The sequence below is a fragment of the Bifidobacterium callitrichos DSM 23973 genome (assembly GCF_000741175.1).
Lineage (GTDB): Bacteria > Actinomycetota > Actinomycetes > Actinomycetales > Bifidobacteriaceae > Bifidobacterium > Bifidobacterium callitrichos.
Genome location: NZ_JGYS01000011.1, coordinates 107,068 through 124,144, shown reverse-complemented (window position 1 = coordinate 124,144; position 17,077 = coordinate 107,068). Strand labels below are relative to the sequence as shown.

Annotated in this window: 12 protein-coding genes and 1 tRNA gene; 3 read left to right on the top strand and 10 right to left on the bottom strand. The window is 64.4% G+C overall.

Translation table 11 applies throughout. The annotated features are described in order from the left end of the window. Window positions 1-454 precede the first annotated feature (454 nt). Both metG and BCAL_RS13245 read right to left on the bottom strand, forming a co-directional pair. Window positions 455-2,353, bottom strand: coding sequence for a methionine--tRNA ligase (gene metG, locus BCAL_RS07370; RefSeq protein WP_043166138.1), 1,899 nt, complete (start codon window positions 2,351-2,353; stop codon window positions 455-457). A 368-nt stretch (window positions 2,354-2,721) separates the two neighbouring features. Then, the gene (locus tag BCAL_RS13245) at window positions 2,722-2,994 is read right to left on the bottom strand and encodes a hypothetical protein (protein WP_152600359.1); all 273 of its coding nucleotides are present in this window, start codon (window positions 2,992-2,994) and stop codon (window positions 2,722-2,724) included. 519 nt (window positions 2,995-3,513) lie between these two features. Here BCAL_RS13245 and BCAL_RS07365 point away from each other — a divergent pair. Then, entirely contained in the window at window positions 3,514-4,347 is an 834-nt protein-coding gene (locus tag BCAL_RS07365) for a hypothetical protein (protein WP_152600443.1), read from the top strand. Here BCAL_RS07365 and rsmI read toward each other — a convergent pair. Next, a complete protein-coding gene (gene rsmI / locus BCAL_RS07360; protein ID WP_043167764.1) occupies window positions 4,334-5,296 on the bottom strand; it encodes a 16S rRNA (cytidine(1402)-2'-O)-methyltransferase in 963 nt (320 codons plus the stop codon). The two genes, BCAL_RS07365 and rsmI, sit on opposite strands and share 14 nt — an antisense overlap. A 272-nt stretch (window positions 5,297-5,568) precedes the next feature. On the opposite strand from rsmI, the gene BCAL_RS07355 reads away from it, so the two are divergent. Further along, the gene (locus BCAL_RS07355) at window positions 5,569-8,181 is read left to right on the top strand and encodes a YhgE/Pip domain-containing protein (protein ID WP_052119347.1); all 2,613 of its coding nucleotides are present in this window, start codon (window positions 5,569-5,571) and stop codon (window positions 8,179-8,181) included. After that, window positions 8,178-10,550 carry a YhgE/Pip domain-containing protein gene (locus BCAL_RS07350; protein ID WP_043167766.1) on the top strand — a complete coding sequence of 791 codons (2,373 nt, stop codon included), beginning with the start codon at window positions 8,178-8,180 and terminating at the stop codon, window positions 10,548-10,550. The genes BCAL_RS07355 and BCAL_RS07350 overlap by 4 nt, the downstream gene beginning before the upstream one ends. A gap of 21 nt (window positions 10,551-10,571) precedes the next feature. On the opposite strand, the gene BCAL_RS07345 is transcribed toward BCAL_RS07350, so the two are convergent. The 7 genes from BCAL_RS07345 to BCAL_RS07320 form a co-directional block, all read right to left on the bottom strand. Next, window positions 10,572-12,209 carry a C69 family dipeptidase gene (locus BCAL_RS07345; RefSeq protein ID WP_043167768.1) on the bottom strand — a complete coding sequence of 546 codons (1,638 nt, stop codon included), beginning with the start codon at window positions 12,207-12,209 and terminating at the stop codon, window positions 10,572-10,574. A 640-nt stretch (window positions 12,210-12,849) separates the two neighbouring features. Beyond that, on the bottom strand, window positions 12,850-12,978 hold the full coding sequence (locus tag BCAL_RS13975) for a hypothetical protein (protein WP_274518253.1): 129 nt from the start codon (window positions 12,976-12,978) through the stop codon (window positions 12,850-12,852). A gap of 465 nt (window positions 12,979-13,443) precedes the next feature. Further along, window positions 13,444-13,516: transfer RNA gene (locus BCAL_RS07340), tRNA-Ala, on the bottom strand. 95 nt (window positions 13,517-13,611) lie between these two features. Beyond that, window positions 13,612-14,295 carry a DedA family protein gene (locus BCAL_RS07335; RefSeq protein ID WP_043166078.1) on the bottom strand — a complete coding sequence of 228 codons (684 nt, stop codon included), beginning with the start codon at window positions 14,293-14,295 and terminating at the stop codon, window positions 13,612-13,614. 44 nt (window positions 14,296-14,339) lie between these two features. Then, complete coding sequence (locus BCAL_RS07330; RefSeq protein ID WP_043166077.1) at window positions 14,340-15,011, bottom strand: HAD family hydrolase; 672 nt, start codon at window positions 15,009-15,011, stop codon at window positions 14,340-14,342. A 205-nt stretch (window positions 15,012-15,216) separates the two neighbouring features. After that, entirely contained in the window at window positions 15,217-15,813 is a 597-nt protein-coding gene (locus BCAL_RS07325) for a heat shock protein transcriptional repressor HspR (protein WP_043166131.1), read from the bottom strand. 129 nt (window positions 15,814-15,942) lie between these two features. Next, on the bottom strand, window positions 15,943-16,953 hold the full coding sequence (locus BCAL_RS07320; RefSeq protein WP_043166076.1) for a DnaJ C-terminal domain-containing protein: 1,011 nt from the start codon (window positions 16,951-16,953) through the stop codon (window positions 15,943-15,945). Between the last annotated feature and the right edge of the window lie 124 nt (window positions 16,954-17,077).

Sequence of the window (17,077 nt, the reverse complement as noted above, 5' to 3'; positions counted from 1 at the left end):
GCATCTCCGCGAGGTTCCGATGCCTCTCCATCGCGCTGGCTGCGTACACATCGCGCGGTGACTTTCCCATGACGCGGTGAGCCGTTTTCTGCAAACCGCATGATTCCGCCGTTTTGTGTCACCGCGTCATGGGGATTTCACTACTTCATGGGAAAGTCACCGCGCGATGGCACCGGCAACTGCACCATGGGACACCACATCGGGGTGCCACATTACATCGCGCGGCAATCGGCCTCCGTTGCCGCGTACACGGGCAAACGGGCAAAAAGAAACCCGGCGGTGAGAAGCCGCCGGGCGAGAGAGAAGAGAGAAGAAGGGTTCAGTTATGGGGTCCGGAAGAACCTCGCCTGCGGTTCAACTTCATCCGCCGACAGTCTTTAGTTAACCGCCCGTTTCTTAGAGGAACGATGCGCGTTCCTGAAAGAACTCTCAACACTCTGTGACAGGTTTGTAACTACTTGTCCTCAGCCTTGTCCTCGGCCTTGCCTGCGGAATCCGCGAGCTCGGCCTTGGCCGCCGCGAGACGCTCGGCCTCGGCGGCGCGACGGGCGGCGAGCGCCTCGTCGAAGCGAGCCAGCTCCTCCTCGACGGCCTCCTTCGGGATCTTCGCGAAGATCGGCGTCGGCTTGGCGACGGGCGCGCCGACCTCGATCGGCTCGCTCTCCCACGGGTGGACGGTCTCGCCCATCACGTAGTCGCCGGTGATGATCGGGTAGTGGAAGCCCGGCTTGTCGAGATCCTCGACCTCCTCGAGACGCGGCAGCGGCGAGAACGTGCCCTTGCCGCCCAGGGCCTCCCACACCTTCTGCGCGGAGTGGGGCAGGAACGGGGCGAGCAGGTGGTTCGCGTCGGAGACGGCCTGCGCGGCCACGTGCAGCACGGTGGCCAGACGCTTGTCGTCGTCCTTGATCTTCCACGGCTCCTCGGCGGAGATGTACTTGTTGATGTCGCCGACGACGCGCATCGCCTCGAGGAGCGCGCCCTTCTGGTGATGGTTCTCGATGAAGCCGCCGACCGAGTCGAAGGCGCCGCGGGTCTCCGTCAGGAGCGCGCGGTCCTCGTCGGTCATCGAATCCTCGTCGAGCGCCGGGATCTGACCGAAGTTCTTGGCGATGAGGTTGGCGACGCGGTTGACCAGGTTGCCCCAGGAGGAGGCGAGCTCCTCGTTGTTGTGGCGCACGAACTCGGCCCACGTGAAGTCGGAGTCGGAGCTCTCCGGCCCGGCGATGGAGATGTAGTAGCGCACCGCGTCCACCGGGTAGCGCGAGAGGATGTCCTTGACGTAGATGACGATGCCGCGCGAGGAGGAGAACTTCTTGCCCTCCATCGTCATGAACTCGGAGGCGACGACCTGCTCGGGCAGGTTCAGCGGGCCGAGCTCGCCGGTCTCGCCGCCCTTGGAACCCTGGCCGTTGTAGGCCAGCATCTCGGAGGGCCAGATCTGGGAGTGGAACGTGATGTTGTCCTTGCCCATGAAGTAGTAGCCCGGGGTCTTCGGGTCGTTCCACCATGCGCGCCACGCCTCCGGGTCGCCCTTGCGGCGGGCCCATTCGATCGAGGCCGACAGGTAGCCGATCACGGCGTCGAACCACACGTACAGCTTCTTGTTCGGGTTGTCGATCCAGCCGGCGACCGGAACCGGGATGCCCCAGTCGATATCACGCGTGATGGCGCGCGGCTTGACCTCCTTGAACAGGCCCTTGGAGAAGTTGATGACGTTGGTGCGCCAGCCCTCGCGGGTGTTGAGCCACGCGAGGTTCGCCTCGGCGAGCGCCGGCAGGTCAAGGAAGAAGTGCTCGGTCTCCTCGAAGCGCGGGGTTTCGCCGTTGATCTTGGAGACGGGGTTGATCAGCTCGTCCGGGTCGAGCTCGTTGCCGCAGGCGTCGCACTGGTCGCCGCGCGCGCCCTCGGTGTGGCAGATCGGGCATTCGCCCTCGATGTAGCGGTCGGGCAGGGTGCGGCCGGTCGACGGGGAGATCGCGACCTTCTGCGTGCCCTTGTAGATGTAGCCGTTCTTCAGGCACTGCTTGAACAGCTCCTGGACGACGTGTTCGTGGTTGCCCGTGGTGGTGCGGGTGAACAGGTCGTAGCTCAGGCCGAGATCGCACAGATCCTTGGCGATGACGCGATTGTAGCGGTTCGCCAGCTCCTGGGCGGTGACGCCCTCCTTCTCCGCCTCGACGAGGATCGGGGTGCCGTGCTCGTCCGTGCCGGAGACCATCAGCACGTCGTTGCCCTTCATGCGTTCGTAGCGCGCGTACACGTCCGACGGAACGCCGAAACCGGCCACGTGACCGATATGGCGGGGGCCGTTCGCGTACGGCCATGCAACATTGACCAAAATATGACTCATAAGGCTCGATACTAACCGCGGCTGTGGAAGTGTCCGACGGCGCATGTCCCGCATCTTCACGCCCCACAGCCACGATCACCCGGCAAACGCAAAATGGAAAATCATCGGTACGACAACCACACCGGCATATCCAAGAACCATCAGCGAAACGGGAATCGCATAACAGGATATCTTTCGGCCGATGGACGCCTTATTCATTCGCCGCGAACAGCATAGAGTAACAACACACAACACAGACGAGAGCAACGAACACGCAAAAGCCACAACAAGACACCACATAATAAGCAGAATGGAACCAACGGCAGTGAGATATAAGGCAATCGCAAGAAACAGCAAACCCACGATCGACAGCACAGAGCATTTATTCATCAATCGCCATCGTCTTTTGGGGGAAAATCTTTTTTCATTGACACCTTTCTCCTTACGCCGGAATCTCCATCGATTCCCTTGCAATTATGATAGACCAAACGGGACGGCCTCAGTAAGTGTGCAATTGGCTTGGCGGTTGAACGCCTGATTCTGTCGTCAGCCGTATTGCCGTCGGTCATGTCATCCGCCGTGCTGCCGGCAGGCAGAAGGCCCGACACCCAGACGTTCGGTCCGATGTCGGCCGGTCCGATGTCGGCCAGTCCGACGCCCATGCCGATGGACGTTCCCGCCACAACCCGCACAACGCGCCGATTCCACACCGTCGTGCCCCACTACCCGCCCACAACGCGACCAGAACCGCATCTTCGCGATCTTGTGGCAGCAATCCCCGCCACACCACAGCCAACCCCGCCCTTTCGAACACTTATGGCAACAGACCCCGCCACAACACGGCGAAACCAACGCAACGCAAACGTCGTGGCACGCCCCTCCACGACCGGATCCTTGGAATTCCGCCATTCCACGACAATCGCATCCACAGCACCCCAGACGCGCATCGACACAACGCACCCAGAATCCCCTTCCCGGACACTTGTGGCAACGGATTTCGCCACAACACGCCAAAACGGTCAGAATGATCACGTTATGACAACAAACACGATAGGCAGACGCCGATCGATACGCCAATCAAGCCGTCCGGCACTGCCGCTTATCCACCGGCTCATCCACCGTCATCCACGGGAGCCGTCTGACGGAAACGCGGCCGACCGACCGACCGGTATCGTAGGTGCATGGACAGTTCAACGACGAACCTCATATCGAACCATGCTTCGGATACGGAGATGCCATCGGACGCCGCGCAGGACGCATCACCGCCCAATCCCCCACCGCCCAATCCCCCAGCGGCCACGCGGAACACCTCGCCGGACGCGCCACGCGACACGATTCCCGCGCCGGCCGAGCCGGTGACGCCGGGCATGCCGCTCGCGCCCCGGCCGAAGCCGATCATTCCGCCGATTCTCATCGACCGCGATCTGCCGGGTCCACTGAGTCTCAAACGCCTGACGATCCTCGGTTCGGTCGGCGGACTGGACTCGCGCAGCGGATACTGGATCGAGCACGCCGACACCCTGTACGGGCGGGCGATGATCACCGAGCGCATCATCCCGTTCGCGACGATCGCCTGCGCGTTCACCGCCCTGTGGGTGTGGATGGGCGGCACGTTCCCCGACACGTTGGACGTGATGTCGCGCTCGCACTTCCGCAAGACGCATCACGGGCGCCGCGTGCGCGCGTTCGACCGCAAGGTGGAACACCGCGATCTGGCGCGCATCGGACCCTTGCGGGTCACACGTCCGGCGCGCACCGTGTGCGATATCGTCACGATCTTCGGCGATCGCACGGAGGACATGCTGCTCATCGAGCCGATCGCCGACTGCATGGACGTCTACGACTTCTCCCCTGGCGACTGCATGACGATCCTCGACGAGAACCCGTGCATGCCCACGGTCCCGCAGGCGCGCACCCTCCTGCGGTCGGTCAGCCGCATCTACGCCCAGCGGCGGGCGGGGAATAATTCGGCCCCCTCGTCAGAGGAGGCCAAGAACGAAATCAGTCCTGCTTGAGCTTGAGGACGGCGGTATAGATCTGCTTGCGGTTGGGCAGGGTGCCGTCGGGCAGTGGGTGCTCCTCGGCGACCTGGCTGATCGCCTCCTTGATGCGCAGCCCGTCCTCGAGTGCGCGGTCGATGGCCAGTCGGGCCAGATCCTCGATCGACAGCGTGCTGGGAGCCGCGGCGGTCGCCTCCTCGTCGGACGCACCGGCGACGACGAGCACCATCTCGCCGCGCGGCGGATCGGAGCGCACGCCGTCGCGGATCTCGATGATCGTGCCGCGGCGCACCTCCTCGTAGTCCTTGGTCAGTTCGCGGCACAGGGCCATGCGGCGGTTCGGCCCGAACGCCTCCAGCAGATCGTCCATCGAATCGTCGATGCGATGCAGCGTCTCGTAGAAGACCATCGTGCGCCGTTCGGGCAGGAGCGTGCGCAGGTGCTGCATGCGTTCGGAGTGCTTGCGCGGCAGGAATCCCTCGTAGCAGAAGCGGTCGGTGGGCAGTCCGGACAGGGCGAGCGCGTCGAGCACGGCGGACGGTCCGGGCGCGCAGGTGACCGGCAGTCCGCGTTCGATGGCGCGTCGCACGATCGCGAGCCCCGGATCGTTGATCGTCGGCATGCCGGCGTCGGAGACGACGAGGACGGTCGCGCCCGTCTCGACGTTGTCGAGCAGCCCGTCGGCCTTGTTGCGCTCGTTGTGGTCGTGGTAGGCGATGACGCGGCCGTTGACGTGCACGCCGAGGCGGTTCGCCAGATCGTACAGGCGACGCGTGTCCTCGGCGGCGATGATGTCGGCGTGCTCGATGAGCGCCTTCAGACGCTCGGAGGCGTCGAACACATTGCCGATCGGGGTGGCCGCGAGCACCACGGTCCCGACGGGGATGCGCACGGCCGCAAGGGGCCGGGACTCGTCGTGAGGCTGGGGATCCGTGATCTCGATAACGTCGTCTGCACTAGTCATAGTCATGGTTCCAGTATCCCCCATTCGCGCGTGACGGATGCCGCAGGCTACGTAAATTCCCTCTTAAATTGCGCGCCCAGGTCCACCGGCGATGGCCGGCGATGACCCATGTCCGCCGATGCAATCGCACGCAATCGCACGCAATCACTATCTGGACAGCATCGGTTCATCTGCACGGCTGTTTTTCGTCCACGATATAGCGGCGCGACGCCCACCCTGAGTAATCTGCATCTCGGATATCGATATCGCGGCGAAAGAGGGACGGCAACGGCATGAGCACGATCTGGCAGGTGTTTACGCGCGATCTCATGCGGATTCTGCGCAATCCGGTGGCGCTGGTGGTCACGCTCGGCGTGGCGATCATCCCGTCGCTGTACGCGTGGTTCAACATCCTCGCCAACTGGGACCCGTACTCCGCCACCGGCAACATCCAGGTCGCCGTCGTCAACGACGACAAGGGCACCGATTCGCCGATCGCGGGCAAGCTGGACGCCGGCACGCAGGTCGTCGCGCAGTTGAAGAAGAACACCCAGCTCGGATGGCGGTTCGTCAGCCGCGCACAAGCGATGGACGGCATGCAGAAGGGCGAATACTACGCGGCGATCGTGCTGGACGACGATTTCAGCGAGAGCCTCGCGGGCGTGGTCACCGGCTCGGCTGAGCGCCCGAAGATCACGTACTACGTCAACGAGAAGAAGAACGCGATCGCACCGAAGATCACCGATACCGGCGCGAGCACGATCGACGAGCAGATCAACCAGACGTTCGTGTCGACCGTCGGCGAGGTCGTCGCCAAGGCCGTCACGAAGGCGAGCGACGACATCGCGGACAAGGCGGGCGCGACAACCGACGACATCATCGCGGATCTCGACAGGACGAACGAGCGCATCCGCAAGGCGTCGGAAACGCTCGGACGCACGCGCGCAAGCCTCGACCAGTCGCGCAATTCCGTCGCCGAGGCGCGGCGGACGCTCGTCGAGCTGAAAAAGGAGCTCGACTCGGCACGCAAGGTGTCGAACAACGCGGGCACGCTGCTGAACACCGCTCAAAACGACGCGCAGCGCTTCGGCGGCGTGCTGACCGGCGCGTTCGATCTCGGATCGGCGCAGCTGTCCGGCGTGGGCGTGCAGGCGAACATCGCGGCCGGCGCGATCACCGGATCACTCAACGACGCGCAGGCGTCGGTCGACCGCATCACGACGACGATCTCGGTCCCGCTCGACGCCACGGCCCAGACGGTCGCCGACGTGAAGGCCGCGCTAACCCGGGCCGGCATCACGCAGGACACCACCGACCCGCTGGGCCGGCACATCTGGAGCCAGATCAACGTGATCGACACGGCGGTCAAGACGCAACAGCAGCAGGTCAGCGACTTCCGCAACAACGCGACGACGTTCATCACGGCCGGCAAGGACGTCACGACGCATCTGTCGAACGTGGCGGGCACGACCACAAGCGGCGGCATCGCCGGACTCAACGCGGCACGCCAGAACCTCACGACCTCGATCATGCCGAACCTCAACGCGTCGCTCGGCAGCTTCGCCGCGCTCAACGGCACGCTCGCGGGCACGCTCACCTCGCTCGACACGACCATCACGCAGGCGGACGGCCTGTTCTCCCAGCTCGACGGCACGCTCGCCGAGGCGTCGACGACGATCGGCGGCACGCGCGACTCGCTGAAGACCCTTCAGCAGGACGTAACGACCGTGAGGAACGACGTCGCCGCGATCGAAAGCTCCGAGACGTACGCCAAGCTGCGTGACCGGCTCAAGCTCAATGACAAAGAGTTCGGCGCGTTCATGGGCAGCCCGGTCACGCTCACCACGAAGACCGTCTACCCGATCGCGAACTACGGTTCGGCGGTCACCCCGTTCTACACGAACCTCGCGCTGTGGGTCGGCGGATTCGTGCTCATCGCGATCTACAAGCTCGAGGTGGACCGCGAGGGGCTGATCCAGCTCACCGCCACGCAGGCCTATCTCGGCCGCTGGCTACTGCTCGTCGTGATCGGCTTCATGCAGGCGGTCATCGCCTGCACCGGCGACCTGCTGCTCGGCATCCAATGCGATCATCCGCTGCTGTTCCTGCTCGCCGGCATCTTCTGCTCGTTCGTGTACATCAACATCATCTACGCGCTGGCGGTCGCGTTCCGGCACATCGGCAAGGCGGTCGCGGTGATCCTCGTGATCATGCAGATCCCGGGCGCATCGGGCCTCTACCCGATCGAGATGATGCCGGACTTCTTCCGCGAGCTGCACCCCTGGCTGCCGTTCACGTACGGCATCAACGCGATGCGCGGGCCGATCGGCGGCCTGTACGAGAACCACTACTGGCTCGACATGATGCACCTCGCCTACTATCTGCCGGTCGCCCTGTTCATCGGACTGGTCGTACGCCGCTACGCGATGAACCTGAACGCCCTGTTCGACAGTCGTCTGAGCGACACCGACCTGATGATCACCGAACACAACACGATGGTCAACGAGCGGATGAGCCTGACCTCCGTGTTCCGCGAGGCCTCCGACTCCAAGGATCTGCGCGAACTGCTCACGCGCCGCGCGCACCGGTTCTTCACACGCTACCCGAAGCTCATCGTCTCCGGTCTGGTGATGCTGACCGTGCTGCCGATCGTCTTCCTCGTGCTGCTGTTCGCCACGCAGGCGAAGATCGCGATGCTCACCGCATGGATCGTGTCGATCATCGTGATCGACGCCTACCTGATCATCGTCGAATACACGCGCGAAAGCTACTCGCGCCAGCTGGGCACGGGCGCGATGACCACCGAACAGTTCCGCGACGTGATGCTCAACGGGTACATCTGGCGGCGCAAGCGGCGTGCCCGCGGCGGCGACGGACGCAACGACGGCAAGGGAGGCACGCGATGAGGAACATCTGGCGCATCTTCGCACGGGACGTCCAACAGGCCACGCGCAACGTGATCGCGATCATCGTGGCGATCGGACTGGTCATCGTGCCCGCCCTGTACGCGTGGTACAACATCGCGGCCAGCTGGGACCCGTACGGCAACACGAAGGCGCTCAAGGTCGCCGTCGCGAACACCGACAAGGGCTACAAGTCCGACCTCATGCCGGTGACGATCAACGTGGGCGAGACCGTGGTCAGCGCCCTGCGCGCCAACCACCAGCTCGACTGGCAGTTCGTCGGCAAGGACAAGGCGATCGACGGCGTGCACTCCGGCGAATACTACGCGGCGCTCGTCATCCCCTCCAGCTTCAGCGCCGACATGATGACCCTGTTCTCCACGAAGGTCAAGCACGCGGAACTCGACTACTACCTCAACGAGAAGATCAACCCGATCGCCCCGCACATCACCGATGAGGGCGCCTCCACCGTCGCCACGACCATCGACCAGACGTTCGTCACGACGATCGGCCAGGTCGCGATCGGACTGGCGTCGAACGTCGCGAAATACGCGGACACGCCGCAGATGAAGCAGTACGTGACCAACGCCACCGGACACATCAAGGCGATGTCCTCGCAGCTCAAATCAGCCTCCGCGCAGGTCGGCGCGTACGCAAGCCTCATCAAATCGACCGAAAGCCTCGTCGCGTCGACCGACAAGCTGCTCGGCTCGACCGGATCGGCCGCCGCGGACGCCAGGAAGGCGATGACGCAGGCGAAATCGGGCGCCGACGGACTCAAGAACGTGATGTCGAGCGCGAGCGCACAGGCCGAGGCCGCGCTCAAACGCGCCGACAAGGCGTACGCGGAAGTCAGCAGCGAGATCGACGCGGCGTTCGACGACGTGAAGGTGCAGACCGGGCAGACGTCAGCCGCACTGCGCACATTGCAGGGCAAGGTGCAGGCGCACGCCGACGCGTACGGACAGTACGCCGAGTCGCTGCGCGCGCTCGCCGAATCGGCGACGCTGCCGGCGGTGAGGGACGCGCTCGACGCGGCGGCCGATCAGGCGGCGGACACGCAGGCGAAGCTCGCGTCCGCGGCCAAGGCGCTGGGAGAGGCGGCGCAGCGGATCGACGACGACATGGCGGACGCGGAGCAGACGCGCGCGGATCTGAAGGCGCAGGTCGCCGACGCACGCGCGGCGGTCGACAAGGCGGCGAACACGTATCGCACGACGTTGAAGCCGCAGCTCGAGGCGCTGGAGTCGTCGATCGACGAGCTGACCGCGCAGACCGGCACCGTGATCGACCGCCTGTCCGGCGCGACGGACGGCATGGCCTCGCTCGCGGACGGGGTCGGCGGCGGCCTCAAGGAGGCGCGCGGCGCGTTGGGCGATGTGTCGAAGGCGCTCACCGATTCGGCGGCGAAGCTGGACGATCTCAACGCGAAGTTCGCGACGCTGACGAGCGGGCTGTCCGGCGGGTCCGACGGGTCGGGAGGGTCCGGCACGTCCGACGCGGGGGCAAGCGGCCTGTCGGCGATCATGTCGGCGGACCCGGAGGAGATCGCCTCGCTGCTGTCCGCGCCGGTTCAGGTGGATCGCAAGGCGATCTATCCGATCGCGAACTACGGTTCCGCGATGACGCCGTTCTACACGATCCTGTCGATCTGGGTGGGCGCGATCGTGCTCGCCGCGATGATGAAAGTATCGATCTCCGACCATGAGAAGGCCGTGATCCTAGGGCTCGGCAACAACCTGCCGCTCGGCTCCGACGTGGGATTGCGCGAGGCGGTGAGGATCGGACGCGCGGCCGGGCCGGGCGCGATGCTCGACGTGCTGCGCAAGCCGCACTCCGAATCGCCCGGCAACGCGCGGCAGTTCGGGCTCAAACTGCATCAGGAGTATTTCGGCCGATACATGATCTTCGGTCTGCTCGCGCTGTTGCAGGGCACGCTCGTATGCCTCGGAGACCTGTTCTACCTCGGCGTGCAGTGCAAGCATCCGTTCCTGTTCCTCATGACCGGATGGCTCGCCTCGCTGGTGTTCTCGAACCTCGTGTACACACTCACGGTGTCGTTCGGCGACATCGGCAAGGCGATCGCCGTCGTGCTGCTCGTCATGCAGGTGGCCGGCTCCGGCGGCACGTTCCCGGTGGAGACCCTGCCGCCGTTCTTCCAGGTGATTGCCAAATGGCTGCTGTTCCCGTACGGCGTCGACGCGATGCACTCGGCGATGGCCGGCTACTACGGCATGGAGTACTGGATCTCGATGGGCAAGTTGGCCCTGTTCCTGGTGCCTTCGCTGCTGCTCGGTCTCATGCTGCGCAAGCCCGTGATCCGCCTCAACGACTGGATCATCCGCAACCTCGAAAGCACCAAGGTAATGTAGGGCCTTCCTGCAGTTACCGGCTCAGATCCAGCGGTCGGACATCGCGAAGCTGTTGCGCATCAGGTTGCTGGACGTGTAGAGCACGTCGTTCAACAGCGTGTGCGCGTGGGTCTCGAGGAAGGCGGCCATGCGTTCGTTGGCCTTCGCAAGCGCCGCAGATACGCCGTTTGCGTCGGCGGTGCCACTCACGCCAGCCACGCCGTCGGCCACCCCGGCCGGCGCGTCCTCGGACGGCCGATCCGCGTTCGGCCGCTCCGGCGTCGATGCCGCCGCGATCGCATCCTCGACCTCGGCATCGGTCGCCTCGACCAGGCGATGGCCGAACACGCGCACCTGTTCGACGTACCGGCCGATCAGGTTCTGCGTCTCGAACCAGTGCGCGTCCGCGATCACCGCGATCAGACGGTTCGTCCAGTACAGGTTCGCGGTCGACACCTCCGGGGTCGTATCGCGCAGATACGCGGGCGTATCGTCGACGTTCGCATAGAACGGGGCCGCGGTCGTGAACGGGCCGGAACCGTACGAGATCCACATCACCGCACGCAAGGCCTCCGGCGCGTATGGGCGCAGCTGGATCGCGACCATGTGTCCGGTGCGATTGACGCCGATCGGACGGTAACGGTGGCGCGATTCGGGCGTACCGAGCGTGCCGTACGGATCGTAGGGCGTGTCCTCGAAGTGCGATCCGAGCAGGAAGTCGATGTCCTCGATCGACACCTTGCGCTCGGGCACGCGGCACCACGGGATGTCATCGGAGATCGGCGTAAATCGCGCGTTGGGGGAATCCCAGTCCTCGCTCGGGTTCAGGTGACGCTGCATGTACCAGGCACGCGGCGTGTTGTAGATGTGGTCCTTCGGCGTGGAGTCGCCGAACACCGCGCGCGGGTTGAACCGGTCGCGGCGGTGGGTGGAGACGGCGCGGCGGGAGGTGTGCGCGCGCATCGTGCGATCGAGGCGATGATCGACGATGAACTCGCGCAGATCGGCGCTGCACATGTACTCGCGCTGATCGCCGAACGCGTCGGACAGGTCGAAGTCGTCGATGCCGAGCTGGTTGGGGATCGTCGCGTAGCAGTCGTCGGGCACGCGGCGGGCGATCCAGTGATGGCCGCCGATCGTCTCGACGTACCAGATCTCGTCCACGTCGGAGATGATCACGCCGTTCGACTCGTATGTACCGTACTGTTCGAGCAGTTCGCCGAGGCGGGCGACGCCCTCTCGCGCGGTCCTGACGTACGGCAGGACGAGGGTGATGATGTCCTCCTCGCCGATGCCGCCGGGGACTTCGGCGGAATGCTCGTCTGCGTTCTCGCCCGCGGGGATCAGTTCGACGAATGGATCGGCGGCGGCCACTCGCTCGTTGACCGCGATGGTCTCGGTCGCGCTCATCGCGACGTTGTATTCGTTCGCGCCCGCCTCGGCGAGAATGCCGCGATTATCGAGCACGTTCGGCACGATCGAGTACCGGCACGGGTTGTCCGGCAAGTCAATCTCGACGTGGCTCAGGACGCTGCGATAGTGGCGTGGCTGGTCCTTCGGGTCGACGGCGATGAAGCGCTTGGGATCGTAGCGGCCCGAACCGGAGTCATCGTCGCGCGCGATGATGGTCGAACCGTCATAGCTGGCTGCTTTTCCAACGAGAATGGTGGTGCATGACATGCCGCCCTACTCTAGGAGGGTCGATGCGCCCGGGCAAATCATGCTCAGGGATGATTCGCGGATATGAGCCGCGCACGGACGTGGCTTGGATGGGCGGCACCGGATCACGGGCCGCACGAAGCCGGATGGCAGTCACGCTGCCGTCGCCCCCTCCATCCACCTCCAGCGAGACACCCGCGTCACTCTACATACCGTGGATCTCTCCCCATGATCCCTCAGCGAGAGCCCGCCGCACGCACCTGACACCAATCTCTCGCTAACACCCCGCTTAGCGAGAGGTTTCCGCCACTGCCCGGCACAGATCTCTCTCCTGCACCGTATAAGCGAGAGATTCCTGACAGCCCCTAGCACCAACCTCTCCCCAAGCGCCACTCCAGCGAGAGATTCCGGTCACCCGCCAGCACACGCCTCTCGTTGAACCGAACCATAGCGAGCTTCCCCCGACACCATCCCGCAGAAACTGTTTCCGCACAGTTGTTCCACGGAGCCCAATCGACAGTCCAATCGACACGGGTCTGTCCCGGTAATGAATATGTAACTGGCTTGGCGTGTTGAACGCCTGATCCCCTCGTCAGCTGTATTGCCGTCGGTCATGTCATCCGCCGCATTGCCGTCGGCCGTGCCACCATACGCCGCATCGTCATCCGTCATCCACCTCATCCGCCGTGCCGCCGACAGGCAGGAGGCCCGACACCCAAACGTCCGGCCCGATGTCGGCCGGTCCGACGTCATCCAGTCCGACGCCCATGCCGATGGACGTTCCCGCCACAACCCGCACAACGCGCCGATTCCACACCGTCGTGCCCCACTACCCGCCCACAACGCGACCAGAACCGCATCTTCGCGATCTTGTGGCAGCAATCCCCGCCACACCACAGCCAACCCCGCCCTTTCGAACACTTATGGCAACAGGCCCCGCCACAACACGACGAAATCAAGGCAACGCAAGAGTTGTGGCACGCCCCTCCACAACCGGATCCTTGGAATTCCGCCATTCCACGACAATCGCAACCACAGCCCCTCGGACACGCATCGACACAACGCACCCAGAATCCCCTTCCCGGACACTTGTGGCAACGGATTTCGCCACAACACGCCAAAACGGTCAGAATGATCACGTTATGACAATCGCGTTATGACAACAGACGCGAGAGTCGGCAAACCGCCACCACCGGCATTGGCGCCTACGAAAGGAAATGAAAAACCCTCCGGAGGTGGAATTCCGGAGGGTTTGTGGAGCTGATGGTAATCGAAACCACGACCTCTTCGATGCGAACGAAGCGCTCTACCAACTGAGCTACAGCCCCTTGGTGTGTTGTCTTGCTCCGCAGGACAACTCGCTTCAATATAGTCGATTCTCACGCGTTCGCAACTCGACACGCGGAAGAATCCCCCAATCACGTCACTGGGCGGCGTGGGCGGCGGGCTTCTTCTTGCCGAACTTGGCCTTGAACAGGCCGATGATCGTCGGGGCGAGCGAGACCAGCAGGATGAGGACGATCACCAGCTCGAAGTGATCCTGCACGGCCGGAATGTTGCCGAAGAAGTAGCCGAGAAGCGTGAACAGCGACGACCACACGAGGCCGCCGAGCACCGAGAACGGCGCGAAACGGCTCCATCGCATGCCGGAGATGCCGGAGATGAACGGCATGAACGTGCGGATGAACGGGAAGAAGCGTCCCAAGAACACGGCCAGAGGACCCCATTTCTCGATCATCTTCTCGGTCTTGGCGATGCGCTCGGGGGTCATCGCCTTGACCTTGCCGGACTGGATGATGCGGCGGCCGAAGAAGTGGCCGATGAAGTAGTTGCACTGGTCGCCGACGATCGGGGCGAGCCACACGACCGGCAGCAGGAAGTGCAACGGCAGCGCGGCCTTGCCGGTCACGGCGTCGGGGGCGGCGAACACGCCCGCCGCGAACAGCAGGGAGTCGCCGGGCAGGAACGGGAAGAACACCACACCCGTCTCGATGAAGACGATCAGGAAGATGAAGCCCAGCGTGGGCGCCACACCCATCGCGATCCACCCGGCGATCGCCGCGCGCGGATCCTTCAGGAGTTCAAGAATGAAATTGATAAAAGCCATAGCGCTGTCACTCTATCAGTCGCGGGCGTCACGCCGGAACTGTCTCACGCCTCCAGACGCCGGCGCACGAAACCGTCGAGCGCGGCCGGGTCGATGCCTGCGTAGCCGTTGATCGAGGCGAACTGCGGGCCGGCGGACGTGTCGGTGCGGATCGTGCAGGTCTGCGCGATCGTCGTCGCACCGGACGCGGCGCCCGCGGTAAGACCCACGAGCGTATCCTCGAGCACCACGCACTTGGCCATGTCCTCGCGCGCGATGCCGAGCTTGGAGGCGGCCAGCAGGTACGGCGCCGGATCCGGCTTGTGCTTGGCGTCGTCGTCGCCGCACACATAGCCCGCGAACAGGCCGGGGGCGGCGTCGAGCACGTTCTCGACGATCGGACGCGGAGAGGTGCTCACCAGCATCGACGGGATGCCGGCCTCCTTGAGCGCGCGCAGCACGTCGGTCACGCCGTCGATCCACGGCATGTGGATCTTCTCCTGATCGAACACATACTGCTTGAGCTGCCTGTCGATCTCCTCGACCGACAGTGTGCAGCCGTGCTCGATCATACGCCTCGCCACATCGGGCACCGGCGTGCCGGAGCACTCCCAGCCGAGATCCTCGCTCCACGTACCGTTGTTGGCCGCGGCGATCTCGAATTCGCCGTTGTGCCACAACGGCTCCGAATCGATCAAAGTGCCGTCGAGATCCCAGAACACCGCCTTGAGCAGCATGATTCCTCCGTCCGTCGCGTGCAGGCCGCGAACGCTCGCGGCTTTCCATCGGTTCCATCACACCAAACCAGCCCGACAGTCGCCGCGCGCGACGTGCCGGAATCGTGCGGAGGAATAGAAAAACCGTACGCGGGACCGGCAATAACGGTCCTCGTGTACGGAAATGACGTACGGAATGACAGCAAAGATCTGCGATTCAGGCGATTCAGCGCCAGATGACCAGCGACTTGTCGTCGGGCGAATCGCCGTAGCCGAACGCGTCGCCGGCGTCCGGCGCCACGCCACGCAACGGGCGCGGCGCCGGACGGCCCGGCAGCTCGCGCATCTGCGTGCGGATCGCGCGACGCCACATGCGCGCGCTGTTCGACCGTTGCATCTCGACGATGTCGCCATCGCGTCCGGCGGCGAACACGCTCTCCTCGCCGGCCGTCTGCAGGCGACGCACCTGACGGCGCAGCTGCCGGTTCTCCTCCTGCAGCGTGAGGATGCGCGTCACGCCGGACAGGTTGATGCCCTCGGTCTGGATCATCCGCTGCGCCTGAACGAGGCGGTCGATGTCGCGCAGACAGTAGCGGCGGGCACCGCCCTCCGTACGCTGTGGGACGACCAGACCGACGCGATCGTACTGGCGGAGCGTCTGGGGGTGGATGTTGGCGACTTCGGCGGCCTGCCCGATCGTGAACACCGGCAGTTCAAGATCGAAGCCGGCCTCGTCGGCGCCGTCGAGATCGGCGCGACCGAGCACGATCGCCGTCGCGCACATCGCGTACAGCTGGCGCAGTTCACGCGCAACCCTCGCCATCATTCACCTCCATGCATCCTTCCGACTCCCCTTGTCAGGGGAGCTGGCCCGTGAAACGGGCCTGAGGGGTAGTACTTCGTCGATTTGCGCAATATGGCGGGGACCAAACCGTTGGAACCTCGCCGCATGTCACCGCGGGATGTAGTCGCCCGCGGCCTTGTCGAACTCCTTGGCGGCGTGCTTGACGCCCAGACCCGGCTTGACCGGCACCTGGATCATCACGCGGCCGATGAGATCGCCCGGCGTGTTGCCGACCTGCACGCCCTTGCCGGCGACCTTCACCTCGGTGCCGCTGGACGAGCCGGCGGGCACCTTGAACGTGACGGTCTCGCCGTCGATATCGGTGGCCTCGACCTTCGCGCCGGCCACGGCCTCGCCCACGCTCACGGGCAGATCCATCACCAGATCATGGCCGCGCATCGTGAACTTGGAATCCGGCTTGACGCTGACCTGCAGGTACAGATCACCGTGCGCACCGCCGTTCAAACCCGCGTGTCCCTTGCCGGCCAGACGGATCTTCTGGCCGTCGCGCACGCCCGCGGGGATGTGCGTCTTGAACTTCGAGCCGTCCACGGACAGCGAGACGGTCGCGCCCTTGGCGGCCTGACGAAGCGTCAGGGTGATCTTCGAGTTGCGGTCCTTGCCCTTGGTCGGGGTCGGAGGCTCCTCATACGAGTAGCCGCCGGGGCCAGCACCGTACGCGCCCTGCGACCCGGCACCGGCCGCGCCGCCGAACATCGAGAAGATGTCGTTGAGGTTCGGATTGCCGCCGCCGGACGTGGTGAAGCGGATGTTCCCGTTGCCGCCCATGCCGGAGCCCTGTCCGAACATCGAACCGAAGATGTCGGAGAATCCGGAGGCGTCGAAGCCGCCCTGGCCGGAACCGCCGGCGAAGCGGGCGCCGCCCATGCCGAACTGGCGGATGGCATCGTACTTCTGGCGCTGATCCTTGTTGCTCAACACGTCATAGGCCTCGGAGATGTCCTTGAACTTCTCCTCCGCCTCCTTCGTCTTGTTGAGGTCGGGGTGGTACTTGCGCGCCAGCTTGCGGTAGGCTTTGGTGATCTGCTCGGGGGTGGCGTCCTTGGAGACACCAAGGACTTTGTAGAAGTCTTTGCTCAGCCATTCGTTCTCAGCCATTCATGTCTCCTTTCGTGTTGTTTTTTATGTTTTTATTCACAAGTAAGTGCGTTGTCGCGTGGGGCGGGCGAATCGCATACTGCGACACGCTCCGGGCCGAGCCGTGAAACAGACAGCCCAGTGG

Excerpts from the sequence above, each read along its gene's own strand:
- metG (WP_043166138.1), bottom strand. The coding sequence starts at position 2,353 with ATGAGTCATATTTTGGTCAATGTTGCATGGCCGTACGCGAACGGCCCC.
- BCAL_RS13245 (WP_152600359.1), bottom strand. The coding sequence starts at position 2,994 with ATGGGCGTCGGACTGGCCGACATCGGACCGGCCGACATCGGACCGAAC.
- BCAL_RS07365 (WP_152600443.1), top strand. The coding sequence starts at position 3,514 with ATGGACAGTTCAACGACGAACCTCATATCGAACCATGCTTCGGATACG.
- rsmI (WP_043167764.1), bottom strand. The coding sequence starts at position 5,296 with ATGACTAGTGCAGACGACGTTATCGAGATCACGGATCCCCAGCCTCAC.
- BCAL_RS07355 (WP_052119347.1), top strand. The coding sequence starts at position 5,569 with ATGAGCACGATCTGGCAGGTGTTTACGCGCGATCTCATGCGGATTCTG.
- BCAL_RS07350 (WP_043167766.1), top strand. The coding sequence starts at position 8,178 with ATGAGGAACATCTGGCGCATCTTCGCACGGGACGTCCAACAGGCCACG.
- BCAL_RS07345 (WP_043167768.1), bottom strand. The coding sequence starts at position 12,209 with ATGTCATGCACCACCATTCTCGTTGGAAAAGCAGCCAGCTATGACGGT.
- BCAL_RS07335 (WP_043166078.1), bottom strand. The coding sequence starts at position 14,295 with ATGGCTTTTATCAATTTCATTCTTGAACTCCTGAAGGATCCGCGCGCG.
- BCAL_RS07330 (WP_043166077.1), bottom strand. The coding sequence starts at position 15,011 with ATGCTGCTCAAGGCGGTGTTCTGGGATCTCGACGGCACTTTGATCGAT.
- BCAL_RS07325 (WP_043166131.1), bottom strand. The coding sequence starts at position 15,813 with ATGGCGAGGGTTGCGCGTGAACTGCGCCAGCTGTACGCGATGTGCGCG.
- BCAL_RS07320 (WP_043166076.1), bottom strand. The coding sequence starts at position 16,953 with ATGGCTGAGAACGAATGGCTGAGCAAAGACTTCTACAAAGTCCTTGGT.